Origin of the sequence: Streptomyces sp. NBC_00443 (assembly GCF_036014175.1) — a bacterium.
Classification (GTDB): domain Bacteria; phylum Actinomycetota; class Actinomycetes; order Streptomycetales; family Streptomycetaceae; genus Streptomyces.
In genome coordinates this window covers 6,755,272-6,779,534 of the sequence record NZ_CP107917.1, presented here as the reverse complement: position 1 = coordinate 6,779,534, position 24,263 = coordinate 6,755,272, and the positions used below count along the sequence as shown (strand labels likewise).

The following is a 24,263-nucleotide window of genomic DNA, read 5'->3' as shown; positions in this document are numbered from 1 at the left end:
AGGTCAGATCCGTACTTCGACCGTGTGGGCCAGCCGGTCGTGCAGGCCGCGGCCGTCGCGGTCCCAGATCAGGGCCGGGATCGCGACGCACAGCAGGGCCGTGCGCAGCAGGGCGCGCAGCGGGTTGACGTCGCCGGTCTCCAGGACGACCACGCGCAGGCCGAAGAGTCGCTTTCCCGGGGTGAAGCCGACCGTGCCCACGGTCAGGACGCTCATCAGGAAGAACAGCAGCAGCGCCCAGTTGCTCGTCGCCTGACCATAGCCGTCCGTAATGAGACCGTATGCGATCAAGACACAGATGCCCCAGTCGACGGCCAGCGCCCCGAGCCGGCGTCCCGGGCGGGCGATGGAGCCCGGCCCCTCCTCGGGGAGACCGAGCTGCTGACCCCGGTATCCGAAGTCGACACCGGCGTCCTCGGCGGCCGCGCGGGGGCCCGAGAGCCAGGATCCGATTGCTTGCCTCTTGTCCACGCGACCACGGTACTGTGCCCGTTTTGCGATGTGGACAGGTGGGGGGAGGTCGGGGATGTCCGGTTAACGTGTGCGAAACAAATGGGTCACGCCCGAGAAATCACCCGTCCCTAGGGTCGAGGCCAGCGTGTGCCACCGCACTGGCCGCACGACCGAACTACCACCCCGGACCGACGGGTCGGGAGTAGGAGGAGCTGGATGTTCCAGAACGCCGACGAGGCCAAGAAGTTCATCGCCGACGAGGACGTGAAGTTCATCGACGTCCGGTTCTGCGACCTGCCGGGCGTGATGCAGCACTTCACGATCCCTGCCACGGCCTTCGACCCGGCCGAGGAGCTCGCGTTCGACGGCTCCTCGATCCGCGGCTTCCAGGCCATCCACGAGTCCGACATGGCGCTCCGCGCCGACCTGTCCACCGCGCGCGTCGACCCGTTCCGCCGCGACAAGACGGTCAACGTCAACTTCTTCATCCACGACCCGATCACGGGCGAGCAGTACTCCCGTGACCCGCGGAACGTGGCGAAGAAGGCGGAGGCCTACCTCGCCTCCACCGGCATCGCCGACACCGCGTACTTCGGCCCCGAGGCCGAGTTCTACGTCTTCGACAGCGTGCGCTTCAAGACCGCCGAGAACGAGGCGTACTACCACATCGACTCCGAGGCGGGTGCCTGGAACACGGGCGCGCTGGAGGACAACCGCGGTTACAAGGTCCGCTACAAGGGCGGTTACTTCCCGGCCCCGCCGGTCGACCACTTCGCCGACCTGCGCGCGGAGATCTCCCTGGAGCTGGCCGCCTCCGGCCTGCAGGTCGAGCGCCAGCACCACGAGGTGGGCACCGCCGGCCAGGCCGAGATCAACTACAAGTTCAACACGCTGCTCGCCGCGGCCGACGACCTGCAGCTCTTCAAGTACATCGTGAAGAACGTCGCCTGGCGCAACGGCAAGACCGCGACCTTCATGCCGAAGCCGATCTTCGGTGACAACGGCTCGGGCATGCACGTGCACCAGTCGCTGTGGACGGGCGGCCAGCCGCTCTTCTACGACGAGGCCGGTTACGCGGGCCTGTCGGACACCGCCCGCTACTACATCGGCGGCATCCTCAAGCACGCCCCGTCGCTGCTCGCCTTCACCAACCCGACGGTGAACTCGTACCACCGTCTGGTCCCGGGCTTCGAGGCCCCGATCAACCTGGTGTACTCGCAGCGCAACCGCTCCGCCGCGATGCGTATCCCGATCACGGGCTCCAACCCGAAGGCCAAGCGCGTCGAGTTCCGCGCGCCCGACTCCTCCGGCAACCCGTACCTGGCCTTCTCGGCCCTGCTGCTCGCGGGCCTGGACGGCATCAAGAACAAGATCGAGCCGGCCGAGCCGATCGACAAGGACCTCTACGAGCTGGCTCCCGAGGAGCACGCGGGCGTCGCCCAGGTCCCGACCTCCCTCCCGGCCGTCCTCGACCGCCTCGAGGCCGACCACGAGTTCCTCCTCCAGGGCGACGTCTTCACGCCGGACCTGATCGAGACGTGGATCGACTACAAGCGCGCGAACGAGATCGCCCCGCTGCAGCTGCGTCCGCACCCGCACGAGTTCGAGATGTACTTCGACGTGTGATCGACGCCTGATCCAGGCACCGAGGCATAGCGCCCGCGCCCCCGCTGTTCTACTGACAGCGGGGGCGCGGGCGTATGTTCTATTCTTCCTCTGCCGATGGACGACACGGGGGTGGACGGGATGCCGGAGCAGCACGAACACGACGATCAAGAACGCGAGTTCGACCTGAGGTGGGCGGACAACGCCGAGCACAAGGAGCCCTCGGCGCGGGCCCGTATGCTCGCCGCGCGCTGGAAGGAGAACCCGCCCGGGCCGGTTCCGTTCCGGGGTGAGCCCGATCATGTGGCCCGGCGGCAGCGCCGGTCGGGCTGGGTGTCGACGGCCATCGTGCTGGGCTGCGTCGCCGGGGTGATCGTGCTGCTGGGCTACATCAACTTCCGCGCGGGCTACTAGGCCGTCCGCCTGCGGTCCCGCACTCCCGGCCTTTGCCTGTCCTGGGGCCGATCACGACCCGTTCATGGGAGTCACCGGGTGCACACTGGGCAGTGGGACGAGTGCCTGAGTGCGCGGGGTGATGCGAGATGCAGAGTCGCTTCCGGAGTGATCGGCGGTTGACCGCCCGTATGGGGATCACTCTGTTTCTGCTCGGGTTGTTGTACGTGGCGTTCGTCGTCGCGTTGATCTTTCTGCTGAAGTCCTGGGTGCTCGTCGTGGTCGTTGCGGCGGCGCTGCTGGGGGCGCAGTACTGGTTCTCCGACCGGGTCGCGCTGTTCGCGATGCGGGGGCGGGTCGTGGAGCGGGAGGAGTATCCCGAGCTGCACGGGGTCGTCGACCGGCTGTGCGCCATCGCCGACATGCCCAAGCCCGTGGTCGCCGTGTCGGAGATGGACATGCCGAACGCGTTCGCCACCGGGCGGAACCCCGATCATGCCGTGGTCTGTGTGACCACGGGGCTGCTGCGGCGGCTGCGGCCGGACGAGCTGGAGGGTGTGCTCGCGCACGAGCTGTCACACGTGGCGCACAAGGACGTCGCCGTGATCACGGTCGCCTCGTTCCTCGGTGTGATCGCGGGGCTGATCGTACGGTTCGCCTTCTACTCGCAGCTGTTCAGCGACGGGCGCCGGGATCAGAACACCGCCGCGATCTTCGCCGTCGTCATGGGCGTGTCGGCGGCCGTGTACGCGCTCAGCTTCCTGCTGATCCGGGCCCTGTCCCGGTACCGGGAGCTGGCCGCCGACCGGGCCGCGGCACTGCTCACCGGACGGCCCTCGGCGCTGGCGTCCGCGCTCACCAAGGTCTCCGGCGACATCGCCCGCATCCCGACCAAGGACCTGCGGACGGCACAGGCCTTCAACGCCTTCTACTTCACGCCGGCCCTGGGCCGCGAGCCCGGCATCGCGCGCATCTTCTCGACTCACCCGAGCCTTGAGCAGCGGCTCGACCAGCTGGGGCGGATCTCCGCCGAGCTGGGTGAGGCGGCGGCTCCCGGAGGGGCGTGAGCATGGGGCTGCTGGACATTCTGCTGGGCCGCACGAAACCGGTCGCGCCCGATCTCGACCAGCTCTTCGGGCTGCCGTCGGCGGCGATCACGCTGGAGGCGGCGGCCGGGTTCCGGCCCACCGGGAGCGGCGCGGTGTGCTTCGCCACGGTCGAGGGCGCGGTCTTCGAGCAGACGCACCGCGAGGTACAGGCGCTGCTCGACGCGGACGCCGAGCGCGAGGGCCGGCCTGTGCAGCTGACGCGGGACGGCTACGGCTACTCGTGGCTGGTCTCCCGGCGCAGTCCCGAGCAGTTGCCGGAGCTGGTCAACGACCTGCACGCGGTGAACAGCGCGATGGAGGTCAACGGCTTCGGCCCGCAGCTGCTGTGCTCGCTGGCGGGATTCGAGTACGCGGGGGGCGAGGAGCCGGATGCGGGTGATCGGTCGGACGGGAGCGACGAGGCGGAGAGGGGCGAGCCGAGGCGGCGGCTGGCGCTCGTCTACCTCTACAAGCGCGGCACCTTCTACCCCTTCGCGCCCCTGCCCGATACGACGGAACACCGCGACAACCCGCTGGAGCTGCGGGTGCGGGCGGCGCTCGCGAACGATCTGCGGATCGAGCAGGACCTGAACCGCTGGTTCCCGCTGTGGGGCGCCCCCGGCCTGTGACCGGGGGCGCCTCGCACTGCGGGCAGAGCCACCGCGGCCTACCACCGCGGGTGGTCTCACTTGCTCTTCTCGCGCTCCTGACGGCGCGACTCGAGCGGGCGCTCGCGGCGGTAGCGGCGCTCCCACTTGGCCTGCATGTCACGGCGGCTGCGGTACGCGCGGTAGTCCGCGGGCATGGAGCCGCCTGACGGGGCCCCTCCCCCGCCACCGCCGGCACCGCCGCTCGGCGCGGAGGCGCTGCGGCCGTACTGCAGGTAGAGGAAGAGCACCGCGACGGCGGCCAGCCAGTAGAGGTGGTTGTCGAATCCTAAGATCACCAGGACGACGGTCCCGGAGATGACGATGGTGCCCATCACGGGCCTCCGTGAGCGTGGGTTGGATCTGGATCTGGTGGATCTCGAGCGGTGACCGATGGATGCCCGACGGGGCGCTGGGGGAGGGCGACCGTCCGTCGGTGCGTAGAGAGTAGCCCCGAGTCCGCAGGGTGACGCCCGCCCTGCGAAAAGCGGCGTGAACTGCTCCGTTACGCATGTCCAGGGTAGGGAGACGGTCACTCGGCGTGCATCTCCTTTTCCCGGGGCCCGAGTTCGGCCGGTGCCCGCTGTGAATGAATGGGGTGCATGACCGAGCTCTCCTCCTTCACACACACCCACGACGGTGAACTGCTCAGCTGCGTGTACGGCGGTGCCGCCGACGGCCCGGAGACGGCCACCGCCGTCCTGCTGCACGGCGCGGGCATCGGCAGCAAGGAACGGCTGCTCCCGCTGCTCGCCGAGTTCGTGTCCCGCGGCTGCCGCGGGCTCGCACTCGACTTCTCGGGGCACGGCCAAAGCAGCGGTGAGCTACGCGACTTGAGCCTGCGGCGGCGCTTCGAGCAGGCGGTCTCCGTGATCGACGCGCGCGTCCCGGCGGACGGTCCGCTGATCCTGGTGGGGTTCAGCATGAGCGGACAGACGGTGACGGATCTCGTCGCGCACTACGGGAAGCGCGTGGCGGCGATCGGACTGTGCGCGCCCGCCGTGTACGCCGAGGAGGCCTGGGATGTGCCGTTCGGCGAGGGCGACGGACGGTTCAGCGAGATCATCCGCAGGCCGGACGGCTGGCGCGGGGCACCCGCACTCGAAGTGCTGCGGGCGTACGAGGGCCGGGCGGTGCTCGCGGTGCCGGGGACGGACGCGATCATCCCGCCGGAGGTGACGGAGGCGGTACAGGACGCGCTGGCCGCGCACGCCCAGTTCACCCGGTTCGAGGTGCCGGGTTCGGAGCACATGCTGGGGTTGTGGTTCCAGGAACATGCCGGGGACCGGCGGGAGTTCGTGACGGCGGTGCTGACCGGCCTGGGCGACCGGGGGTGGACGGCCACCCGGTCGTGGCCGGCCAAGCAGGTGCCGCAGGCACGCACCGGGGCTGCTGGCCCGTGAGGCGTCGGTCCTGACCCTGCTCGCCGCTCAGGAGGGCGTTCGCGCACCCGAGTTGATCGCCGTCGACGCCACCGCCGAGCACTGCGACCATCCCTCGCTGCTGATGTCGCACCTGCCGGGCCGGGTGCGGGTGGACGACGAGGACCTGGACCGCCGCCTGGACCTGCTGGCGGCTCAACTCGCCGCGATCCACCAGGTCGTACCGGACGAGCGCCCGCGGCCGTACCAGACGTGGACGTCGGCGGAGCGGGTGCGCACGCCGTCGGGCGGGCTGTGGGAGCGGGCCGTGGAGGTGATCCGGCGGGAGCCTCCCGCGTACCAAGGGTGCTTTCTGCACCGGGACTTCCACCCGGGGAACGTGCTCTTCCGGGGTACGAGTGAGGACTGCCCCATCAGCGGGGTCGTCGACTGGGTGGAGACCTCGTGGGGCCCGCCGACCTCGACGGCCGTGGCGTGAGCTGGGGCGGACCGAGCTGACGCCCGAGGTGCTGGGCTGGCGGCTGACGGCGTACGTGGAGGGGTTGCTGGAGTGGTACGGCTGACCGTGCCGCCAGGGCCGTACGGCTTGCGTGCTCAGATCCCGGGTGCCGCCCTGACCACCCCGGCGCCGACGGCCGCGCCCAGGGCCGTGTGGTCGCCGACCGTCTGGTTCGCGTAGGCCAGGGCGAAGTCGGTGACCGCGCGGTCGAAGGTGTCGGCGCCGCCGAGGTAGCCGGCGATGGCGATGCGGTCGCCGGAGCGGGCGTGGGCGCGGGCGAGGGTCGTGCCGCACAGGCGGGCGTAGGCGAGGAGGTCCTGCGGGCTCATGCCCGCGACGTCCGTGGAGCCCTTCATCTCGCGTAGCTGACGCCAGTAGAAGGCACGGCCCTGCGGTCCCGACATCCAGCCGAGGAAGACGTCACCGGCCGCCTGCATCAGACGCTGGCCCGCGACGACGCGATGGCCGGGGTGGACGTAGGGCCCGCTCGGCAGATGTTCCTCCAGTACGGACGGCCGTGCCTCCTTGATCTGGAGGAACAGCGGGTCTTCGGTGTCCCGTCCGGCGAGCAGCACGATGAAGCAGCGCAGTCCGACACTGCCGACGCCGACGACCTTGCGGGCGGCGTCCATGAAGCGGTAGCGGTCGAGGAGCAGGCGGCGCTCCTCGGAGAGGGTCGAGCGGTAGTCGCTGAAGATCTTCCGCAGGGCGGCCATGTCGGAGGTGCCGGCGCGTTCGAGGAGCGGCGGGTCGTGGATGATGCGCCGACGTCCGTCGACGATCTCGGTCAGCCTGTCGAAGCCCCGCATGCTGGTGCGGCGGCGTGCGCGGCCGAGGCTGGCCTCGACGCGGCGGCGGTCGCGGGTGGAGCGGACCAGGGGCAGGAGCTGCTGGGTGTCGACGCGCGTGTGCCAGACGGCGAGCTCGCCGAGCTGGGCCAGCCGCCGGATGGTGGTGCGGTACGCGGTCACGGCCTCCAGGGCCGCGCGGCCGGCCTTGGCGTCCGGGTGGCCGATCTCGCGGGCGGCCACGGCGACCGAGGTGGCGAGCCGTTTCACGTCCCATTCGAACGGGCCGCAGAACGTCTCGTCGAAGTCGTTCAGGTCGAACAGCAGGGAGCGTTCCGGGGAGGCGTACAGGCCGAAGTTGAGCAGGTGGGCGTCGCCGCACAGCTGCACGGTGAGGCCGGTGTGCGGGGCGGCGGCGAGGTCGGCCGCCATCACGGCGGCGGCGCCGCGCAGGAAGGCGAACGGGGACGCCGTCATCCGGCCGTACCTGATCGGCAGCAGCTCCGGCAGCCGGTCGCGGCCCTGGCGTTCCAGTACGGCGACGGGGTCGGGCCGGTCGACGGAGGGGACCCAGGCGGCGTGGGCGGAGCGGGACACGTGCTTGCGGGCGGCCTTGCCGCGGAGGGCTCGCTCGGAGGGCGTCACGGGGGTCGTCACGAGGACGCGTTTCTGTCCACGGCCGTCCCGTGCACCGGCCGCCGTATGCCACGCCTGCCCATCGCACCTCCCGCTGCCGCAGCCCGCTCGGGTGAAGTCCGCCACCCCGGTCCGTCCCCCGGTCCGTCCCCCGTCCATCACCCGGTTCATCACTCGGTCACCCGGTTCATCGCCCTCCTGATCGCAGTGAAGACGGGGCCGGGGGTGTGCGCATGCCGGGTACGGCAATCGGGTGACGGGGCGGGCGCCGCTCGGGGGTCGGGTGTGCCCGGGGCCGTGCTGGGCGCGAGGGCCGTTGTCAGTGGGGTCCGGGAAGATGCAGTCACTGGCTGTGTGACGGCATGACGGGTGGAGGCCGGGATGGGTGACGGGCTGCGGCACATCGGGGTGGCGGAGCGGCGGGCGCGGCTGGGGGTGCGGCATCGGCTGGCCGGGGCGGCTCGGGCCGGGCGGCCGGAGGACGTCGCCGAGTCCCTGGTCGCGCTGCACGGCACCGATCCGGCGACCGTGTACCTGGCCGTGGGGGCACGGCTGGCGGAGCCCGGGAAGACCGTCGCGGAGACCGAGCGGGCGCTGTACGAGGAGCGGGCGCTGGTCCGGATGCACGGCATGCGGCACACCGTGTTCGTGTTCCCCACCGGGCTGACGGCCGTCGTGCACGCCTCGACCGGCCTCGCGGTGGCCGCCCGGGAGCGGACCACGCTGGTCAAGCACATGGCTGCGGCGGGGGCGCCGGACGCGGCCTGGCTCGCGGAGGTCGAGGAGGCGGCGCTGGCCGCGCTGGCGCGGCGCGGGCAGGCGACGGCGGCCGAACTCGCCCGGGACGAACCGCGGTTGCGCGAGCAGTTCGTGTACGGGGCAGGGAAGAGCTACGAGGGCGTGCACACCGTTTCGACGCGGCTGCTGCGGGTGCTGGGCGTCGAGGGGAAGGTCGTGCGGGGGCGGCCGCTGGGCTCCTGGACGTCCTCGCAGTTCCGGTGGGCGGTGGCGCCCGAGCATCCCGAGCTGGACGTGGCCGGGGCACAGGCGGAGCTGGTCCGGCGCTGGCTGGCGGCGTGCGGGCCGGCGACGGAGGCCGACCTGAAGTGGTGGACGGGGTGGCGGGTCACCGAGGTACGCCGGGCGCTCGCGGCGATCGGGGCGCGGGCCGTGGCCCTGGACGAGGGGACGGGGTACGTACTCGACGGCGACGACGGTCCGGTGGCGGGGCCGGCGGAGCCGTGGGCGGCGTTGCTGCCGGGGCTCGACCCCACGGCGATGGGGTGGCAGGGGCGACAGTGGTATCTGGCACCGGAACTGTGGCCGTCGCTGTTCGACCGGAGCGGCAACGTGGGGCCGACGGTGTGGTGGAACGGACGGGTGGTGGGCGGGTGGGCCCAGCGCCGGGACGGGGAGATCGTCTGGCGGTTGCTGGAGGATCTCGGGGGTGCGGAGCGGCGGGCGGTGGAGGCCGCGGTCGCCATGGAGGCGGAGGCGCTGCGGGGGTGGGTGGGGCCGGCTCGGGTGACGCCTCGGTTCCGGACGCCACTGGAGCGGGAGTTGTCCGCGTAAGGGATTGTTCCGGGTTGTTCCGGGTTGTTCCGGGTTGTTCCGCGTTTTCCGGGTGCCCTCGACGTTGAGGGCACCCGGCTGCGCTGTCTACCTGGAGTACCTCATGAGCGCCCGCACCATGTGGCACGTCGTGTCCGACGGCGGGTGGACGCCGATCGTCTGCGCGGTGGATCGGATCCTCTCGTTGCGAGCCTGGTTCGGCATGAGGACGCCCGAGTCGAGCAGGGCGATCGCCAGGCGCAGGGCCTTGAGGCGGCGGTTGTGGGTGACGTACCACTCGCGCGGACGGCCCGGCGGCAACGGCCGCTTCTCCAGGGGCGCGTACGGCAGGTCGAGCAGGACCGGGTGCTTGGCGGTGGACTGGGTGGGCTTCGCCTTCAGTGCGGCAGCGGGCACAGGCATCCTCCTGTCGCGGTGGAGCGCCGGTCGGGTTCCTGGCGACGCTCTCGAACACTGACTTCAGTTTACTGCCTGGCACTGACAATCGGGGGGTGCCGGACATCCATGAAATCCCCTGTTCAGCAGGGAAATTGGCGTCGTGTCACGCCGGGTTCGGGAGGGGTGCGTGAGACGCCGGAAAATTCGAACACGGATGGCTCGGGATACGGTGAGCGGCATGGAGATCTGGATCAATCCGGCCTGTTCCAAGTGCCGTAGCGCCCTCACGTTGCTCGACGCCGAGGGGGCCGAGTACACCGTCCGCCGTTACCTGGAGGACGTGCCCGGCGAGGACGAGATCCGGGAGGTGCTCGATCGGCTGGGACTGGAGCCGTGGGACATCACGCGCACCCAGGAAGCCGTCGCCAAGGAGCTCGGGGTCAAGGAGTGGGCGCGGGACGCCGGCTCCCGGGACCGGTGGGTCAGGGCTCTGGCCGAGCACCCGAAGCTGATCCAGCGGCCGATCATCACCGCGCAGGACGGTACGGCCGTTGTCGCGCGCACCGATGACGCCGTGCGGGACGCTCTGTCCCGGGAGGGCTGACGGGTGAGCTGACGGGTTAGTCGACGGGTTAGTTGACGGGTTCTCGGGCGGGGTGTGACGTAGGTTACTTGGGCCAACTCCCGTGACCACTGAGTAACTTCGTTCGGCATCTCGTACATAGCGACGTACGCTCCCCTAGCTCTTCAGGAGGCGCGCATGTCGCGTAGGAGAACTCTCAGTACGAAGAAGAAGCTCGCGCTGCTGGTGAGTGCGGCGACCGTGGCGGGAGGCGGTGCCTTCGTCATGGCGAGCACCTCGAACGCCTCGCAGACGCCGACCGTCAAGTCCGCCGCGGAGTCGACGGTCTGTCAGGGGCTCGCCACCGCGCTCGGCAACAACGAGCGGTTCATCGAGGGGCAACGGGCCGATCCGGACGCGCAGTCCGAGGCGCGGATCGCCAACCGTGAGGCGGTCATCGCGCAGATCAAGGTCCAGCAGGAGGCATCCGGGTGTGGGGTTGGGGAGTCGGCTCAGGACTCCCAGGCTTCGCAGCCGGCGCCGAGCGCTCCCGCGGAGGGTGCCGGTGACGCAGGTGCTGGGGATGCCGGGAACGCGGGTGCCGGGGATGCGGGTGCCGGGAATGCGGGTGCCGGGGAGGCCGGCGACGCGGGGGACGGCGGCGGTGCCGCGGCCTCGGGGCAGCAGGTCTGCAACGGCTCGACCGTCACGCTCTCCGGCGAGGGCGGGGCGCCGGCCGCGTCCAGCAGCCAGTTCCCGGCCGGTACGAAGCTGAAGGTCACCAACCTGGACAACAACAAGTCCACGACGGTGGAGGTCACCTCGGTCTCCGGCAGCTGTGCGCTGCTCAACAACGCGGCCTTCGAGCAGGTGCGTGAGCCCGGCAAGTTCCTCATCCGCCGGGCGCTGATCGAGAAGGTGGGGTGAGGTTCCGCTAGCACCGCGCACGTGATGGGGGGAGGGTCCTGCTGCTCGCGGCCACGCGCGGCAGGGCCCACGTGCGTGTGCCTGCGGGGACATTCGGGCGCTTCGGGCGCTCACATCGTGAAGCGGGCCACACCAACACCAGGTAACACGGGGTTCACATTCGAGCAATGACCGGGAAATCGCCTGTTGACAGGCTCCGGTAGCGCGGCGCCCCAGTGCCGCAGCGCCGCAGCGCCCGCAATGCGCCTAGACCCACCCCCGAAGGATGTGGCCCGTGACCTTCAAGGCTGAGTACATCTGGATCGACGGCACCGAGCCGACGGCCAAGCTCCGTTCGAAGACCAAGATTCTGGCGGACGACGCCAAGGGTGCCGAGCTGCCGATCTGGGGCTTCGACGGGTCCTCCACGAACCAGGCCGAGGGTCACGCCTCGGACTGCGTACTCAAGCCGGTCTTCACCTGCCCGGACCCGATCCGCGGCGGTGACGACATCCTGGTCCTGTGCGAGGTCCTGAACATCGACATGACGCCGCACGTCAGCAACACGCGTGCCGCGCTCGTCGAGGTCGCCGAGCAGTTCGCCGGCCAGGAGCCGATCTTCGGTATCGAGCAGGAGTACACGTTCTTCCAGGACGGCTACCCGCTCGGCTTCCCCAAGGGTGGCTTCCCGGCGCCGCAGGGCGGCTACTACTGCGGTGTCGGCGCCGACGAGATCTTCGGGCGTGACGTCGTCGAGGCGCACCTGGAGAACTGCCTCGCCGCGGGCCTGGGCATCTCCGGCATCAACGCCGAGGTCATGCCCGGCCAGTGGGAGTTCCAGGTCGGCCCGCTGGCCCCGCTCGTGGTGTCGGACCAGCTGTGGGTGGCCCGCTGGCTGCTCTACCGCACCGCCGAGGACTTCGGTGTCGCCGCGACGCTGGACCCGAAGCCGGTGAAGGGCGACTGGAACGGTGCCGGTGCGCACACCAACTTCTCCACCAAGGCGATGCGCGAGGGCTACGACGCGATCATCACCGCGTGCGAGTCGCTCGGTGAGGGCTCCAAGCCGCTCGACCACGTCAAGCACTACGGCGCCGGCATCGACGACCGCCTGACCGGTCTGCACGAGACCGCCCCGTGGAACGAGTACTCCTACGGTGTGTCGAACCGTGGTGCGTCGGTTCGTATCCCGTGGCAGGTCGAGAAGGACGGCAAGGGCTACATCGAGGACCGGCGTCCCAACGCCAACGTCGACCCGTACGTCGTGACCCGTCTGCTCGTCGACACCTGCTGCTCCGCGCTGGAGAAGGCCGGCCAGGTCTGATCCGTGCCCAGTAGTTCCCGAAGGGGCGCCCACCACTAGAACTCAAGCGACGGTGGGCGCCCCTTCGCGTCCGATGAGACGAGGGTCCCGTCGCGGGCGAGTGTCTGCTTCAATGGGGCCATGGCCAGCTTCCAGAAGTACTCCGCGACAGGTCGCCATGACCTCGAGCCCTTCTGGCCGTCCCGTCAGCACCACGACTTCGACCGGGTGTGTTGCCGCGCGGTGAACGCGCGGGCCCTGTAAAGCCGTAACCTTCCGGCCTTCGGCCAGCGCGAAACGACGTACGTCTTCCCAACGGACCTCTCGCGCGAAAGAGCTGACCTCTCATGGCAACCACTCGTTCTCTGTCCACCGCCGCCACGCTCACCTCCCCGAACGGTTCCCGGCATCATCTGCGTGCCGTGGACCGGGACGAGGTGATCGACGTCGCGGACCTGCTGCCGCCGGGCGCCACCTGGCTGCCCGCTCCCCGCACACCCTGCCCACGCTTCCGGGCCGGCCGCCGATGATCGGCTACCTGGTGCTCGTCCCGGCCGACCAGCAGCCGCCGGTCGCGCCGGTCCGTGACACCGGCGGGGACCCGCTCGTCCGTGTCGACGCCGTACGGCGTACGGCCGCGGTCGACGGGCGGGAACTCGACCTCACCTACTTGGAGTTCGAGCTGCTCGCCCATCTGGTGGCCAACCCCCACCGCGTGCACACCCGCGACCAGCTGGTCACCACGGTGTGGGGTTACGGGCACGTCGGCGACGGCCGTACCGTCGACGTCCACATCGCCCGGCTGCGCCGCAAGCTGGGCGCCCAGCACCGGGACACCATCCGCACGGTGCGGCGGGTGGGGTACAAGTACACCCCGCCGGTCGGCCGCTGAGCCGTCGGGCCGCCTCCCTGATCTTCTGCTGACGGCAGAGGCCTGTTCCGTCCCGCGCCCGTACCGTGCAGAGTCGGCCGTATGAGGCTTCTGATGCTGGGTGGTACGGAGTTCGCGGGGCGGGCCGTCGTGGAGTCGGCCCTGGGGCGCGGCTGGGACGTGACCGTCTTCCACCGGGGGCGGCACGAGCCGCCGGCCGGGGTGCGGTCGCTGCACGGTGACCGCACCGCGCCCGGCGGGCTCGCCGCCCTCGCCGAGGCGGAGGGCGACTGGGACGTCGTCGTCGACACCTGGTCGGCCGCGCCGCGTGCCGTGCGGGACACGGCGCGGCTGCTGCGGGGCCGCGCCGGGCGGTATGTGTACGTGTCGAGCTGCTCGGTGTACGAGTGGGCCCCGCCCGCGGGCTACGGCGAGGACGCGCCGCTGGTCGAGGGCGCCGACGCCGGTGCCGAGCACACCGACTACCCGCGGGACAAGCGGGGCGGGGAGCTGGCCGTCGTCGAGGAGTTCGGGGCGGACCGTTCGGTGCTCGTGCGGGCGGGGCTGCTCCTCGGCCCGTACGAGAACGTCGGCAGGCTGCCGTGGTGGCTGACCCGGATCGTCCGTGGCGGGCCCGTACTGGCGCCGGGGCCGCGGGACCTGCCGCTGCAGTATGCCGACGTCCGTGATCTCGCGGACTGGATCCTTGGGGCGGCGGAGCAGGAGCTGAGCGGGCCGTACAACCTGATGAGCCCGCAGGGGCACGCCACCATGGGCACGTTCCTCGACGCGTGCGCGGCTGCCGTCGGCGGTACGGCGGAGCTGCGGTGGACCGAGCCCGAGGTGATCCTCGACGCGGGCATCGAGCCGTGGACGCAGTTGCCGGTGTGGGTGCCGCCGGGCACCGACATGCACGACGCGCTGCACGCCGCCGACGTGTCCCGGGCGGTCGCGACGGGACTGCGGTGCCGGCCGGTCGAGGAGACCGTCGCCGACACCTGGGCCTGGCTCCAGGACATCGGCGGCACGGCACCCCGGCGGACGGACCGTACGGCGAAGGGGCTCGACCCGGACGTGGAGGCCAAGGTCCTCGCGGCCGACGGAGGTGTATCTGGCACCACCCCCTGACCGGGGCCCCGGCCCAGTGACCCGCGCCCCCGGTTCCGTGAGACTGACGCCATGACCTACGACACGAAGAGCGGCACCGGCGGCGACCAGCGGACACGGGCGCGGGGCATGGGACTCGCGGCCTTGCGGGGGCTGGCGCTGGCCCTGGTCTCGCTGCCGGGCGCCGTTCTGTGCTTCGTCCTCTCCCTCGTGTCCATCGCGCTCATCCCCATCGGCGTCGGCATCGTCACGACACCCTGGGTGCTGGCGGGGGTACGGACGTTCGCCGACTGGCGGCGGGTTCTGGCGGCCGAGTGGGGCGGGGTGCGGATTCCCCCGGCGTACCGGCCGCTGCCGAAGGACGCCAACCCGTGGGCCCGCACCTTCGGGATGCTGGGCGACCCGGCGACCTGGCGGGACCTGAGGTGGCTGCCGGTCGACATGACGGCGGGGTTCATCACCGCGCTGCTGCCGGCCGTGCTGCTCTTCTATCCGCTGGAGGGGTTCGCGATCGCGGCGGGGCTGTGGCGGGTCCTGCCCGACGGGTACTGGTACGGCTTTGTACCGGTCACCGGGCAGGCGTCCGCGCTCGGCGCCGCCGCCCTCGGCCTCGGCCTGCTCTTCGTCGCGCACTTCTACACGTCGCGCCTGCTCCAGGTCCACTTCCGGCTGACCCGCGCCGTGCTGGGCGCCGGTCAGGGTGAACTGGCCGAGCGCGTACGGGTGTTGACGGAGACCCGGCGCGACGCCGTCGACACCTCCGCCGCCGAGCTGCGCCGTATCGAGCGGGACCTGCACGACGGGGCGCAGGCGCGGCTGGTGGCGATGGGTATGGATCTCGGGACCATCGAGATGCTGGTCGACAAGGACCCGGAGCAGGCCAAGCAGCTCGTCGCGCAGGCGCGCCGGTCCTCCGCCGACGCGCTCGGCGAGCTGCGCGACCTCGTGCGCGGCATCCACCCGCCCGTGCTCGCCGAGCGCGGACTGGGCGACGCCGTAAGGGCGTTGGCGCTGCGGCTGCCGGTCGCCACCGAGGTGAACGTGGAGCTGCCCGGGCGGGCTGAGGCACCCGTGGAGTCGGCGGCGTACTTCGCGGTCAGCGAGCTGCTCACCAACGCCGTCAAGCACGCGGACGCCGACCGGATCTGGATCGACCTGCACCACACGCAGGGAAGGATGCGCGTCACCGTCACCGACAACGGCAAGGGCGGCGCGGTGACCGGAGCCGGTTCGGGGCTCGCCGGAATCGAGCGGCGACTGGGTACATTCGACGGCGTCCTGGCCGTCAGCAGCCCCGCGGGCGGTCCCACCATGGTCACCATGGAGATCCCTTGCGCGTTGTCCTAGCCGAAGACCTGTTCCTGCTGCGCGACGGCCTGGTCCGGCTTCTTGAGGCCTACGACTTCGAGATCGCGGCAGCCGTGGAGACGGGCCCCGAGCTGGCCCGCGCGCTGGCCGAGCTGGCGCCGGACGTCGCCGTCGTCGACGTACGCCTGCCGCCGACGCACACCGACGAGGGGCTGCAGTGCGCGCTGGAGGCCCGTCGGAGGAAGCCAGGTCTGCCGGTGCTGGTTCTCTCGCAGCACGTGGAGCAGCTGTACGCGCGGGAGTTGCTCGCCGACGGCAGCGGCGGGGTGGGGTATCTGCTGAAGGACCGGGTCTTCGACGCGGGCCAGTTCGTGGACGCCGTACGGCGCGTCGCGGCGGGCGGCACGGCGATGGACCCGCAGGTGATCCAGCAGCTGCTGTCCCGGCGTGCGGCCGACGACCAGCCGCTGGCACGGCTCACGCCCCGCGAGACGGAGGTGCTGGAGCTGATGGCTCAGGGGCGGACGAACGCGGCGATCGCCGAGCGGCTGGTCGTCACGGAACGGGCGATCGCCAAGCACACCGCCAATATCTTCGCCAAACTGGGCCTGGAGGTGTCGGACGACGACAACCGTCGCGTGCTGGCGGTTCTCGCCTATCTCGACCACGGCCGGTGAAAACGGACCCGTTGATTCACCCGCCGTGCGGGATCAACAACTCCTGGTATTTCAGAGCCGGTTGAGCACACAGCGTTCTCACGAATCTCTCAACAATTTCCGGGACTGCTGAACACCCCTGGGACGACCTCCGTATCAAAGGGAGCCGCTTCACTCCTGTCGGGCGCCCTCGATGCCCCCGAAAAAGGAAGTCAGAGGAGTTCCATGGGACGCAACACAAGAAAACGCCGTACGCCGCTGGCCACCAAGGCCATTGCCGCATCGGCAGCCCTAGCGCTCGGTGGGGGCGGGCTTGTATGGGCCAACTTCTATGCCTCGGCGCACGAGGACAACTCTGGGTGGAACCAGACGAAGTCCACGAATGCCCGGGTCGCGACGATCAACTGCCCTGATGTCGGCCAGAAGCTGACGAAGGTGCCCAGGAGCGCGCGCAAGGGCGTCGCCAAGGAGCTGGCGCTGCTGGACAGGCAGGTCACGGATGCCTATAAGCGTCTCGCCGAGACGCGGCAGGCCCAGGCGGGGGACGCCAACTACGTCAACAACGCCATTCTGGGCCCGTTGAAGTCCAAGCGCGTGGCCACGCTCGACCGGATCGGTATCAACATCAACCGGGCCGGCGGCCAGCGCCCTCAGAGCCTCGACCAGCTCGCCCAGTGCCAGGGCGTCCCGGCCGAGCAGCCTGAGACCAACGACGGCCAGCAGGGCGGGGACCAGGACGGTCAGGACCAGAACAACGACGGTCAGGACCAGAACCAGGACGGTCAGGACCAGAACAACGACGGTCAGGACCAGGGCGGCCAGGACGGCGGCGGACAGGACCAGGGCGGCAACGGCGGGCAGGCCGGCAACGGTCCGTCGGCGGACGACTTCGTCGACATCACGCAGGTCCAGGGCAACGCGCAGCTGGGCGTCGGCGCGAACGGCCTCCCCGCGAACGGGGACAGCGGTTCGACCGGCAGCTTCACCACGAACTGCGGCGTCAACCAGAACGAGAACCGCAACTCGGACAACGTGATCGTCGCTCCCGGTGTCAGCAACGGTGCGCAGCACCAGCACGACTACGTCGGCAACCAGGCCAACAACGCTTTCGCGAGCGACCAGGACCTGGCGAACGGCGACACCACCTGCCAGAACCAGGGTGACAAGTCGTCGTACTTCTGGCCGGTGCTGCGGGTGCAGGACGGTCAGAACGACATCGACGCGAACGCCCCGGGCGGCGGTCAGGACGGCAACGTCGGCACGATCGTCGAGGCCAGCGAAGCAGAGCTGAAGTTCGTCGGCAACAAGACGAGCGAGGTCGTCGCGATGCCTGAGGCCCTGCGCATCATCACCGGTGACGCCAAGGCCTTCGTCAACGGCAACGCCAACGCCAACGCCAACTGGAGCTGCACCGGCTTCGAGGACCAGGTCCAGCTGCACGACAAGCTCCCGATCTGCCCCGAGGGCAGCTCCGTGGTGCGGACGTCCAACTTCCAGAGCTGCTGGGACGGTCAGAACATCGACAGCGCCAACCACCGTACGCACGTGTCGTTCGTCCAGGGCGACGGCACCTGCGCCAACGGCTTCCAGGCGATCCCCCAGCTCCAGGTCCGCCTGGTCTACGACGTCCAGGCCCCGCAGATCCAGGACGGACAGGTCCAGAACGCCTTCGCGGTGGACTCCTTCCCGGACCAGCTGCACAAGGCGATCACCGACCACAACGACTTCATCAACTTCTTCGACGAGAACACGATGAACGAGGTGGTCGACTGCATCAACAGCGGCCAGAACTGCCAGTAGCAGTCCTGAACCGGTAAACGAAAGCCGGCGGTGGGAATTCCCACCGCCGGCTTTCGTCCGTCCGGGTCCGCGCGGTCAGCTGTGGTGGCCGCCCTTGTTGTGACTGCCACCGGGGTTCATGTGCGCGGAACCCTCCTCCATGGTCCCGCCCAGCTTGCTCTGCAGCGTCGTGACCGTGTTCTCCTGACCCACGGCGACCCACTTGCGGCCGACGAGGTAGTAGCCGCCGTAGTCCTTCGCGCCGGCCAGCCACTCGGCCTGGCCGCGGTCCGTGGCGAAGGTGGCGAGGATGTACTTCTCCTTGCCGGTCTTGCAGATGGCCTGGCGGAGCTCGTCAGCGTCGGTCTGCATGTTCGGGTCGCACTTCGCCATGGCCGCCAGATGCTCCAGGCTGCCGGTCGCCGTCTTCGGCACCTCGGCCTCCTTGTCGCCGCCGGAGCCACAGCCGGCCAGCGCGAGCACCGCCACCGCGCCGGTCAGCGCGAGCATCGGTCGGGTCAATGTCATCGGTTCCTCCGGTCCATGCCGCACAGAGCCCCGACGGGGGCCCTCGTCTCCCATACGGCTGTGGTGTGCGATGCGCTCAAATCAGAGGCTCTCACGGGCACGGGTGTGCGAGTGTGACTCGGTGGACAAGGACTGGGAAGATCGCGTGACCGCCGCATGGGCAACCTTCGACAGCCACGAGGAGGCCGCCGCCGACTTCCGCGCCGTCATCGACGCCCTGGTCGCCGAACTGCCGCACGACAGCCCCCTGGGCTCCTTCGAGCAGGCGTGCGCCTGGGACTCGACGGGCCACTCGGACAAGGCGGTGCCGCTGTACCGGGAGGCTCTCGCGGGCGGGCTGAGCGGCTACAAGGGCCGGCGCGCCAAGATCCAGCTGTCCAGCTCGCTGCGGAACGTCGGCCAGGCCGAGGAGGGCGTCAAGCTGCTGACGCCCGAGCTGGACGCGCCCTCCGACGAACTGGACGACGCGGTACGGGCGACGCTGGCGCTGTGCCTGTCGAGCCTCGGACGTGATCGCGAAGGCCTGTCCCTCGTACTGTGCGCCCTCGCCCCCATCTGCCGCGCTACCAGCGCTCCATGGGGAACTACGCCCGCGCCCTGCTGGAGTCCGACGACTGAGCTGGCACGGCTGCGCGCCGGGCGGTGTCGCGCGGCGGTGACCAACCGCCGATTCGCTCGTTCTGCTGAACGTGCAGTCACAGGATGTCGCCCCGCGCCCCGCACCCCCCTCCGCCGAGCCGGTCGTCGACGTCGAGCGGGCCGAGGCCGCGCTCGTCGAGCACTATCCGCGGCTCGTCCGGCTCGCCTACCTGGTGCTGCCGCCGAGCCTCGGCCGCAACCGGCGCGTGGTGACCGCGCACTCCTCACCCAGCGCGCGCTGCCCCGTGGCCGGACGGCACCGACGCCCGCGATCCCGGCCCAGTCGACGGGCCGCGACAGCGACCCCGGGTACGCCTTCCTGCGGCTCCGGGTCGTGCGTACGGCGCTGGAGGCGGGCCTGCCGCTGCGGCGCCCGGCCTGGCCCAAGCGCTCCCAGCTGCCACCCCTGCTGCCCCAGGTCTGGGGACTGCGCCTCTTCCCCCGGTCGGGCGGCGCCGACGAGCTCGCCCTGGACCAGCAGTTGTCGGCGCTGTCCGGCCCGGCTCGGGCGGCCTACGTCCTGCGCGGCCTGGAGAAGCTCGCGGACGGCGAGGTGCGCGACGTCCTGACGGCGGCCGGCGTCGAGGACGTCGACGACGCGCTGGAGGAGGCCGGCACCGTCCCGGCCCAGGCCAAGCTGCTCGACTCCCCCGAGTTCGACCCCTGCTCGCTCCAGGCCCGGCCGACCGACCTGATGCGGCGCAGGCAGCACACGAAGGCCGCGCTCGCCGCCGGGGCCGCCCTCCTGGTGTGCGGGGCGCTGCTCGGCCTGCCCGGCGAGGGCTGGGGCCCCGACGGCCCCGCCGCCCCCTCGTACGCGCAGAACCCGGCGGCCGAGGCCGCCCTCGACCCGGCCCAGCTGACGAAGGTCCCGCCGCTGGCCTGGCAGTCGGCCGCCCGCACCGACTTCTCGGTGTGGCCCGCGCGCGGCGACCTCACCGGCGACTCGGCCCTGCTGCGCCGCGCCCTCGCCGTCTGGGCCCGCCCCGGCGAGAAGGTCACGGTCTCGGCGACGCCCGGCACCCCGTCCGGCGGCCCGGCCGGGGCACCGCAGCTGCTGTACGCGGGGACCGTCGACACCGCGCGCGTGGTGATCCTCTACGACGGTCTGCGCATCGCCCGCTACGCCGAGCCGACGGACGGCACGGCCGGCGCCGCCCTGGACTTCTCCCGCGTCGACAACGCGACCAGGTCGGAGGCGAGCGCGGTGGTGCTGAGCCGGGCCGACGGCAACGTCCGCTTTCTGATGGCGCCCTGGGTGAAGCGCGCGGCCGAGCGGGACCTGCTGAAGCCGGGTGCGGGCGCGATGGACCTCGCCGTGACCGAGGGGGTCACCTCGCCGATGGCGAGCCCCACCACCCAGCAGACCGGCACATGCTCCTCGTGGAACGCCCTGCAGCTGACCGACAGCGCCGGCACCCGACTGCTGACCGACCTCTCCGAGCTGGTCCCGGCCCGCCTCACCACCGGCCGCCCCGGGGAGTCCAAGGACGTGACCGGCGCGCAGGCCCTGCACACCTGGGCGCCGTACTCCTGCTGGCTGGGCGCGCTGCGCTCCGCGGGCGTGCGGACGGTCAACGCCTGGTCGTTCGCGCAGCAGACGCTTCCCGACGGGACCGGCACGGCGGACTGGGTGTGCACGCGCGCCGAGACCTGGCGGGGCGGCGGGGAGCGGGTGCTGGCCCAGTTCCGGACGCCGGGCACGCCGCAGGCCGCGGTGGTGGCGAAGGCCCAGAACGTGCCGGCGTGCGGACAGCGCGATCCCCATGTGCTGGCCGGTGTGTTGTGGAAGGCGCAGGCGGGCAGCTGGTATCTGCTGGCGGCGGGCACCCGGGACACGGAGTCGATCCGGGCCACCGGCGGGGTCCGCGGCAGCGCCGAGGGCAGCCAACTGGCCGTGCGGACCGAGCAGGGCGCGCAGGCCGAGTTGAAGGGCACGCTGCAGAGCGGGCGCTCGATCAGCGGGCTTCAGTGAGATCCCGGTGAGACGACCTCAGTGAGACCTGGCTTGCTGACACAAATGTAAATAGGGCCGTGCACAAGGGTTCACCACGGCCCTACCCGTCAGTACATTGACGCCATGTCTAACACGCAGGACCGGATACCCCTCAAGGCCCGCAAGGTGTCCTTCTCCTGGGACGCCACCCCGCTGCACTGGGTGCCCGGCGATCCGTTCACCACGCACACCATCAACGTGCTGCATCTACTCCTGCCCGCCGGTGAACGGTGGTTCGTGCACGTCTACAAGCAGGTGCTGCCCTACATCCGGGACGAGCGGCTCCGCGAGGACGTCATGGGGTTCATCGGGCAGGAGGCCATGCACTCGCAGGCCCATGACGAGGTGCTGCCGCATCTGCGGGAGCAGGGGCTGGACCCGACGCCGTACACCGCGCAGGTCGACTGGTTCTTCGAGAAGCTGCTCGGCGACCGCACGCTGCCGCCGGGCCGCGCGCGCCGCTGGTGGCTGATGGAGCGGGTCGCGCTCATCGCGGCCATCGAGCACTACACCGCCTTCCTCGGCGACTGGGTGCTCAACGCCGAGGAGCTGGACCGCAGGGGCGCCGACCCGACCATGCTGGACCTGCTGCGCTGGCACGGTGCCGAGGAGGTCGAGCACCGGTCGGTCGCGTTCGACCTGTTCATGCACGTCGACGGGGGCTACCGGCGGCGGGTGCGGACCTGGGCGACCGCCTTCAGCGCCATTGTCTTCCTGTGGCAGCGCGGGTCGCGCTTCTTCATGGAGAACGACCCGACGCTGGCGGACGGCCGCGCAAGCTTCAAGGACTTCTACGTCCGGGGCAGGCGGGGCACGCTCCCCTCGACCGGGGACATGCTCAGGTCCATCCCCCGCTATCTGAGCCGGAGCTACCACCCCTCCCAGGAGGGCTCCACCGAGCAGGCCGTCGCCTATCTGGCCTCCTCCCCGGCCGCGCTGGCCGCCGAGACCGCCGAGAAGTCCGCGAAGGGTGCCGCCTGATGCCGAAGCTCCGTACCCTCGCCGTCGTCGCCGGTGCCGCCCTGCTGGCCCGGCGGGCGATGCGGCGCCGGATCCAGGTGTCGCCGCTGTGGCCAATGCCCGCCCTGGAGGAGCCGACCTCCGGGCGGCCCCGGTCGCGGGCGCTGCGCCTGCTGGTGACCTCGCGCGAAGAGGTCGCCGAGGGGGTCGTACAACTACGGCTGGAGGGGCGCGACTTGCCGCGCTGGGAGCCCGGCGCGCATCTCGACGTCGTGCTGCCGTCGGGGCTCGTGCGGCAGTACTCGCTGTGCGGCGACCCGCAGGACACCTCGTCGTACACGGTGGCGACCAGGCTGGTCCCGGACGGGCGGGGCGGCTCGCGCGAGGTGCACGAGCAGGTGCGGGAGGGGACGGAGCTGGAGGTGCGGGGGCCACGGAACCGGTTCCCGCTGGTCGCGGCCTCGTCGTACGTGTTCGTCGCGGGCGGCATCGGGATCACGCCGGTCCTGCCGATGCTGCGGACGCTGCCCGACGGCGTCGAGTGGCGGCTGCTGTACTGCGGACGCGACCGTGCCTCGATGCCGTTCCTGGAGGAGGTCGAGAAGCTGGGCGGCGGGGGCCGGGTGACTGTCGTGGAGGGCGTCCCGGATCTCGGCGCGCTCCTCGCGGACGTGCCCGACGGGGCCGCCGTCTTCTGCTGTGGTCCTCAGGGGCTGATGGCCGCGGTGGAGAAGCGGTTCCCGGGTGTCCACCTGGAGCGGTTCACACCCCGCTCCTCGGCGGGCGGCGCTTTCGAGGTCGAACTCCGGCGCAGCAAGCGGACGTTGACCGTACCCGCCGACTCGACCGTGCTGGCCGCCGTGCGTGCGGAGTTGCCCGACACGGCCTACTCCTGCGAACAGGGCTTCTGCGGGACCTGCCAACAGCGGGTGCTGGAGGGCGAGGTGGACCACCGGGACGAACTGCTGACCGATGCGGAGCGGTCCGACTCCATGCTGATCTGTGTGTCGCGGGCGCGAGGTGATCGGCTCGTACTGGATCTGTGAACGCCGACGATCGGTCCGGGCCGTTCCCGGCCTGATTCGATCGGTAAGGTGTTCGCATGACTACCGGGGTACGCCGAAGAATGGGAGTCGAGGAGCGACGGCAGCAGTTGATCGGCGTCGCCCTCGAACTGTTCAGCCAGCGCTCGCCCGACGACGTCTCCATCGACGAGATAGCGTCGGCCGCGGGCATCTCGCGCCCGCTGGTCTATCACTACTTTCCCGGCAAACTCAGCCTGTACGAGGCCGCGTTGAAGCGTGCCTCAGACGAACTGGCGGGCCGTTTCGTCGAGCCGCCGGACGGGCCGCTGGGGGCGCGGCTGCTGCGGGTGATGCGCCGCTTCTTCGACTTCGTCGACGAGCACGGGCCGGGTTTCTCGGCGCTGATGCGGGGCGGCCCGGCCGTCGGCTCGACGGCGACGAACGCGCTCATCGACTCCGTGCGGCAGGCCGCGTATGTCCAAATCCTTTCGCATCTGCGGGTGGAGAATCCGCCCGCGCGCCTGGAACTGGTCATCCGTTCCTGGATCTCGCTCGCCGAGTCGACGGCGCTGATCTGGCTGGACGGCCGCCGCATCCCGCGCGGCGAGCTGGAGGTCCAGCTCGTGCACGACTTCGCCGCGCTCGCGGCGGTGAGCGCGGCGCACGACGACGAGATGGGCGAGCTGCTGCGCAGCATGCTCAAGGACGAGCCGGGCGACGGGCCGTTCAGCGACCTGGTGACCCGGCTGATCGCCCTGGCGTCCTGAGCGGATCCTGAGCGGACTCCGGCCGACGGCTCAGCTCTCGGACTTGCGGTAGGAGGGGTCGAGGTCGCGCACCTCGGCGGACACGTGCAGCGCGAGCCCGTCGGCCGGCTTCAGGTGCCGGCGCACCAACTCCAGGACGGTCTCGGTGAGTCGGGCCTTCGTCTCGTCCGTACGCCCGGCCAGCAGGCCCATGGTGACGTGCACGACGCCGTGTCCGTCGGTGTCGTCGCCGACGGTGGTGTTCTCGGTCCTGCGGAACTGTGTCTTGCACGCGGGCGGCTTGGCGGCCGCGATCTCGACCACGGCGGTGTGCAGCGCCCGGGCGAAGCCGGGCCGGTCGAAGTCGTCCGCCAGCTGTTCCGAGTAGTCGACGGTGATCTGCGGCATGAGCACTCCTGTTCTGGGTCGGCAGCGC

General features: G+C 70.9%; 21 protein-coding genes and 4 pseudogenes. 19 read left to right on the top strand and 6 right to left on the bottom strand.

Features of this window, described 5'->3' with window-relative positions; all coding sequences use genetic code 11:
- Positions 1-3 precede the first annotated feature (3 nt).
- The gene (locus OHO27_RS30875; RefSeq protein WP_328428241.1) at positions 4-471 is read right to left on the bottom strand and encodes an RDD family protein; all 468 of its coding nucleotides are present in this window, start codon (positions 469-471) and stop codon (positions 4-6) included.
- A gap of 198 nt (positions 472-669) precedes the next feature.
- On the opposite strand from OHO27_RS30875, the gene glnA reads away from it, so the two are divergent.
- The 4 genes from glnA (at position 670) to pspAB (ending at position 4,168) form a co-directional block, all read left to right on the top strand.
- Positions 670-2,079: a type I glutamate--ammonia ligase gene (glnA, locus tag OHO27_RS30870; RefSeq protein ID WP_328428240.1), complete on the top strand. Its 1,410-nt coding sequence runs from the start codon at positions 670-672 to the stop codon at positions 2,077-2,079.
- A 120-nt stretch (positions 2,080-2,199) separates the two neighbouring features.
- Positions 2,200-2,472 carry an SCO2583/SCO2584 N-terminal domain-containing protein gene (locus OHO27_RS30865; protein ID WP_328430601.1) on the top strand — a complete coding sequence of 91 codons (273 nt, stop codon included), beginning with the start codon at positions 2,200-2,202 and terminating at the stop codon, positions 2,470-2,472.
- Positions 2,473-2,600: 128 nt separating this feature from the next.
- Positions 2,601-3,518: a zinc metalloprotease HtpX gene (gene htpX, locus OHO27_RS30860; RefSeq protein WP_328428239.1), complete on the top strand. Its 918-nt coding sequence runs from the start codon at positions 2,601-2,603 to the stop codon at positions 3,516-3,518.
- A 2-nt stretch (positions 3,519-3,520) separates the two neighbouring features.
- Positions 3,521-4,168, top strand: coding sequence for a PspA-associated protein PspAB (pspAB, locus tag OHO27_RS30855; RefSeq protein WP_328428238.1), 648 nt, complete (start codon positions 3,521-3,523; stop codon positions 4,166-4,168).
- Positions 4,169-4,224: 56 nt separating this feature from the next.
- On the opposite strand, the gene OHO27_RS30850 is transcribed toward pspAB, so the two are convergent.
- Positions 4,225-4,521, bottom strand: coding sequence for a hypothetical protein (locus OHO27_RS30850; RefSeq protein ID WP_328428237.1), 297 nt, complete (start codon positions 4,519-4,521; stop codon positions 4,225-4,227).
- 258 nt (positions 4,522-4,779) lie between these two features.
- Between OHO27_RS30850 and OHO27_RS30845 the strand changes: the two are divergent.
- Positions 4,780-6,131: pseudogene (locus OHO27_RS30845) on the top strand (alpha/beta fold hydrolase).
- Between the two features lie 31 nt (positions 6,132-6,162).
- On the opposite strand, the gene OHO27_RS30840 reads toward OHO27_RS30845, so the two are convergent.
- Positions 6,163-7,512, bottom strand: a complete 1,350-nt coding sequence (locus OHO27_RS30840; RefSeq protein ID WP_328428236.1) for a DUF2252 domain-containing protein — start codon at positions 7,510-7,512, stop codon at positions 6,163-6,165.
- Positions 7,513-7,872: 360 nt separating this feature from the next.
- Between OHO27_RS30840 and OHO27_RS30835 the strand changes: the two genes are divergently transcribed.
- Entirely contained in the window at positions 7,873-9,063 is a 1,191-nt protein-coding gene (locus tag OHO27_RS30835; protein WP_328428235.1) for a winged helix DNA-binding domain-containing protein, read from the top strand.
- Between the two features lie 87 nt (positions 9,064-9,150).
- Here OHO27_RS30835 and OHO27_RS30830 read toward each other — a convergent pair whose 3' ends face one another.
- Positions 9,151-9,459 carry a hypothetical protein gene (locus OHO27_RS30830; protein WP_328428234.1) on the bottom strand — a complete coding sequence of 103 codons (309 nt, stop codon included), beginning with the start codon at positions 9,457-9,459 and terminating at the stop codon, positions 9,151-9,153.
- A gap of 220 nt (positions 9,460-9,679) precedes the next feature.
- On the opposite strand from OHO27_RS30830, the gene OHO27_RS30825 reads away from it, so the two are divergent.
- The 8 genes and pseudogenes from OHO27_RS30825 (at position 9,680) to OHO27_RS30790 (ending at position 17,954) form a co-directional block, all read left to right on the top strand.
- Entirely contained in the window at positions 9,680-10,045 is a 366-nt protein-coding gene (locus OHO27_RS30825; RefSeq protein WP_328428233.1) for an arsenate reductase family protein, read from the top strand.
- 156 nt (positions 10,046-10,201) lie between these two features.
- Positions 10,202-10,930 (top strand): hypothetical protein, encoded by a 729-nt coding sequence (locus tag OHO27_RS30820; RefSeq protein WP_328428232.1) that lies wholly within the window; start codon positions 10,202-10,204, stop codon positions 10,928-10,930.
- 274 nt (positions 10,931-11,204) lie between these two features.
- A complete protein-coding gene (gene glnII, locus OHO27_RS30815; protein WP_328428231.1) occupies positions 11,205-12,233 on the top strand; it encodes a glutamine synthetase in 1,029 nt (342 codons plus the stop codon).
- A gap of 326 nt (positions 12,234-12,559) precedes the next feature.
- A pseudogene (locus OHO27_RS30810) lies at positions 12,560-13,104 on the top strand (winged helix-turn-helix domain-containing protein).
- A gap of 81 nt (positions 13,105-13,185) precedes the next feature.
- A complete protein-coding gene (locus tag OHO27_RS30805) occupies positions 13,186-14,211 on the top strand; it encodes an SDR family oxidoreductase (RefSeq protein WP_328428230.1) in 1,026 nt (341 codons plus the stop codon).
- 51 nt (positions 14,212-14,262) lie between these two features.
- Positions 14,263-15,537, top strand: a complete 1,275-nt coding sequence (locus OHO27_RS30800) for a sensor histidine kinase (protein WP_328428229.1) — start codon at positions 14,263-14,265, stop codon at positions 15,535-15,537.
- Positions 15,522-16,175, top strand: a complete 654-nt coding sequence (locus tag OHO27_RS30795) for a response regulator transcription factor (RefSeq protein WP_328428228.1) — start codon at positions 15,522-15,524, stop codon at positions 16,173-16,175. The genes OHO27_RS30800 and OHO27_RS30795 overlap by 16 nt, the downstream gene beginning before the upstream one ends.
- A 204-nt stretch (positions 16,176-16,379) precedes the next feature.
- Positions 16,380-17,954, top strand: coding sequence for a DUF1996 domain-containing protein (locus tag OHO27_RS30790; protein ID WP_328428227.1), 1,575 nt, complete (start codon positions 16,380-16,382; stop codon positions 17,952-17,954).
- Between the two features lie 75 nt (positions 17,955-18,029).
- Here OHO27_RS30790 and OHO27_RS30785 read toward each other — a convergent pair whose 3' ends face one another.
- Positions 18,030-18,461, bottom strand: coding sequence for a hypothetical protein (locus OHO27_RS30785; RefSeq protein ID WP_328428226.1), 432 nt, complete (start codon positions 18,459-18,461; stop codon positions 18,030-18,032).
- A 70-nt stretch (positions 18,462-18,531) separates the two neighbouring features.
- Here OHO27_RS30785 and OHO27_RS30780 point away from each other — a divergent pair.
- The 5 genes and pseudogenes from OHO27_RS30780 (at position 18,532) to OHO27_RS30760 (ending at position 23,848) form a co-directional block, all read left to right on the top strand.
- Positions 18,532-19,079, top strand: a pseudogene (locus tag OHO27_RS30780) (tetratricopeptide repeat protein).
- Positions 19,080-19,150: 71 nt separating this feature from the next.
- Positions 19,151-21,075, top strand: a pseudogene (locus OHO27_RS30775) (hypothetical protein).
- Positions 21,076-21,180: 105 nt separating this feature from the next.
- Complete coding sequence (locus OHO27_RS30770) at positions 21,181-22,077, top strand: metal-dependent hydrolase (RefSeq protein WP_328428225.1); 897 nt, start codon at positions 21,181-21,183, stop codon at positions 22,075-22,077.
- Positions 22,077-23,102, top strand: a complete 1,026-nt coding sequence (locus OHO27_RS30765) for a PDR/VanB family oxidoreductase (protein ID WP_328428224.1) — start codon at positions 22,077-22,079, stop codon at positions 23,100-23,102. Before OHO27_RS30770 ends, OHO27_RS30765 begins: the two co-directional genes overlap by 1 nt.
- 56 nt (positions 23,103-23,158) lie before the next feature.
- On the top strand, positions 23,159-23,848 hold the full coding sequence (locus OHO27_RS30760; protein ID WP_328428223.1) for a TetR/AcrR family transcriptional regulator: 690 nt from the start codon (positions 23,159-23,161) through the stop codon (positions 23,846-23,848).
- A gap of 30 nt (positions 23,849-23,878) precedes the next feature.
- On the opposite strand, the gene OHO27_RS30755 is transcribed toward OHO27_RS30760, so the two are convergent.
- Positions 23,879-24,235 carry a 5-carboxymethyl-2-hydroxymuconate Delta-isomerase gene (locus tag OHO27_RS30755; RefSeq protein ID WP_328428222.1) on the bottom strand — a complete coding sequence of 119 codons (357 nt, stop codon included), beginning with the start codon at positions 24,233-24,235 and terminating at the stop codon, positions 23,879-23,881.
- Positions 24,236-24,263 lie beyond the last annotated feature (28 nt).

Excerpts from the sequence above, each read along its gene's own strand:
- glnA (WP_328428240.1), top strand. The coding sequence starts at position 670 with ATGTTCCAGAACGCCGACGAGGCCAAGAAGTTCATCGCCGACGAGGAC.
- OHO27_RS30865 (WP_328430601.1), top strand. The coding sequence starts at position 2,200 with ATGCCGGAGCAGCACGAACACGACGATCAAGAACGCGAGTTCGACCTG.
- htpX (WP_328428239.1), top strand. The coding sequence starts at position 2,601 with ATGCAGAGTCGCTTCCGGAGTGATCGGCGGTTGACCGCCCGTATGGGG.
- pspAB (WP_328428238.1), top strand. The coding sequence starts at position 3,521 with ATGGGGCTGCTGGACATTCTGCTGGGCCGCACGAAACCGGTCGCGCCC.
- OHO27_RS30850 (WP_328428237.1), bottom strand. The coding sequence starts at position 4,521 with ATGGGCACCATCGTCATCTCCGGGACCGTCGTCCTGGTGATCTTAGGA.
- OHO27_RS30835 (WP_328428235.1), top strand. The coding sequence starts at position 7,873 with ATGGGTGACGGGCTGCGGCACATCGGGGTGGCGGAGCGGCGGGCGCGG.
- OHO27_RS30825 (WP_328428233.1), top strand. The coding sequence starts at position 9,680 with ATGGAGATCTGGATCAATCCGGCCTGTTCCAAGTGCCGTAGCGCCCTC.
- OHO27_RS30820 (WP_328428232.1), top strand. The coding sequence starts at position 10,202 with ATGTCGCGTAGGAGAACTCTCAGTACGAAGAAGAAGCTCGCGCTGCTG.
- OHO27_RS30805 (WP_328428230.1), top strand. The coding sequence starts at position 13,186 with ATGAGGCTTCTGATGCTGGGTGGTACGGAGTTCGCGGGGCGGGCCGTC.
- OHO27_RS30800 (WP_328428229.1), top strand. The coding sequence starts at position 14,263 with ATGACCTACGACACGAAGAGCGGCACCGGCGGCGACCAGCGGACACGG.
- OHO27_RS30790 (WP_328428227.1), top strand. The coding sequence starts at position 16,380 with ATGGGACGCAACACAAGAAAACGCCGTACGCCGCTGGCCACCAAGGCC.
- OHO27_RS30785 (WP_328428226.1), bottom strand. The coding sequence starts at position 18,461 with ATGACATTGACCCGACCGATGCTCGCGCTGACCGGCGCGGTGGCGGTG.
- OHO27_RS30770 (WP_328428225.1), top strand. The coding sequence starts at position 21,181 with ATGTCTAACACGCAGGACCGGATACCCCTCAAGGCCCGCAAGGTGTCC.
- OHO27_RS30765 (WP_328428224.1), top strand. The coding sequence starts at position 22,077 with ATGCCGAAGCTCCGTACCCTCGCCGTCGTCGCCGGTGCCGCCCTGCTG.
- OHO27_RS30760 (WP_328428223.1), top strand. The coding sequence starts at position 23,159 with ATGACTACCGGGGTACGCCGAAGAATGGGAGTCGAGGAGCGACGGCAG.
- OHO27_RS30755 (WP_328428222.1), bottom strand. The coding sequence starts at position 24,235 with ATGCCGCAGATCACCGTCGACTACTCGGAACAGCTGGCGGACGACTTC.